Here is a 469-nt window from a genome sequence, read left to right as displayed (position 1 = left end):
ATAAGTCCACGCACAATGTGGGCATCGGAATCACCTTGAAAGGTCAATATTGGGTTTTCTGAATTATCGCGTGAAGACAAAAGCCATACTTGGCTTACACAACCAGGAACTTTGTGCGCATCGTTTCGAGCGCTTTTTGGAAAAACCGGTAATTCATGACCAAGTTCAATCACATAACGATAACGATCTTCCCAGTTATCCAAAAGAGAAAAGTTTTCTATAATATCATCAATCGTTTCTGCCATAAACTCAATCCTGTTTTGTTTTTGTGATGATCATGTTGATGTATTTGGTTGACAGAATAAGCGCTTATTCCTCTTAGCATAAAACCAATAGTGCGCATTAAAAACTCTTACTTCAAGGGAATGTTGGATGATTCTTTTTTTGTGTAGGCTTTTCATCCATATTGGGAGAAATGTTTTCAAATTGAGCCATATTTTTATTACTTAATATATTTCCAAGATATTCG

1 protein-coding gene is annotated in these 469 nt (G+C 35.8%); it reads right to left on the bottom strand.

Going from position 1 to position 469, the window contains the following annotated elements; all coding sequences use genetic code 11:
• On the bottom strand, positions 1-245 hold a 245-nt coding region (locus ACFIO5_RS10060), incomplete at its 3' end, for a SufE family protein (protein ID WP_375705319.1).
• Positions 246-469 lie beyond the last annotated feature (224 nt).

It is taken from the genome of Bartonella sp. AA86SXKL (genome assembly GCF_042196885.1).
This window is presented reverse-complemented; position numbering and strand designations above follow the sequence as displayed.